This window comes from Candidatus Symbiothrix dinenymphae (assembly GCF_001431085.1).
Window position 1 is genome coordinate 1 of record NZ_BBRU01000043.1, and the last position, 1,187, is coordinate 1,187.

Here is a 1,187-nt window from a genome sequence, read left to right on the forward strand (position 1 = left end):
AGATGATGGCTTTGTTTCCGGGCAGCGTCATTCATATCGGCGGTGACGAAATGCCGGGTCACTACTATAAAAATTCGCCTTTCGTACAAGAATATATGAAAGCGAACGGCATCAAAACGCCTATCGCCCTGCAAATTGACGCAACCAACAAAATGTCGCAATGGCTCACCGCCCGAAATCGCCACTTGATGGGATGGAACGAAATCACCGGCGCCAAAATTCACGCCTGGCAAGCGGATGAGGACTATGCTGCCGGACAACCCGAACAGCATCTTGCCCCCGGCACTGTCATTCATTTTTGGCAGGGCGACCGGGCACTCATCAAAAAAGCGATAGAAGACGGTTATGATGTTGTCAATTCATTCCACTCATATACTTATTTGGACTATTCTTATGCGTCTATTTCTCTGGAAAAAGCCTATTCTTTTCAACCCGTGCCCGATGGATTGACGGCAGAACAACAAAAGCACATCCTCGGATTGGGTTGCCAAATGTGGACGGAATGGACTCCTAATGCACAAAACGTGTATGGGAAAGTCTTTCCCCGCATCGCCGCTTATGCCGAAGTGGGCTGGACTGCCCCCGAAAAAAAGGATTACAACAGTTTTCTGAACAGATTGAACTATTTTCTGACTTCGTGGGAGCAACAGGGCATTCACTATGGGCAGGTTCAACCCATCACCGCCCCGAATTGGGGAGAAGCCCGATGGAAAGACCTGCCGGAAAATCCACTGATAGACCCCGAAGTTTACGGGCTGCCGGAATTGGTTATCGGCGACCCGCAAATTTTGACGCCCGGTAAATTTGACGCGCAATGGCATGCCTTTTTTCATGGCTTTTCGCATGATACCAAATGGCATACTTGGCTTTTTCATTCCGCTTCAGATGACGGACTGCACTGGAAGGATGTTTCCCACGAAGAAGGGGAAATCGGCATACAATACATTTTCTGCGATGGCGACCGCTGGATACAGTATTATACGGCAAACACGAGCTATATGAAAGACCCGGAAATGAGAAAAAAATATAGCACTGTAATACGTGCTCGGACAACGACAGATTTTAAAACTTGGTCGGAACCGGTTACGCTCATTACACCTGAACTGCCCAAAGAGCGCGAAGGCAGTGGCGTAGAAGCACGCAACCCGTGTGTGATACAATTGCCGGATGGTCGTTACAGGATGTAT

General features: G+C 48.6%; 1 protein-coding gene. It reads left to right on the forward strand.

What is annotated here, in order from left to right; genetic code table 11:
- Positions 1-1,187: family 20 glycosylhydrolase (locus tag ASC50_RS00795; protein WP_158648225.1), on the forward strand; the 1,187-nt coding region annotated here is incomplete at both ends.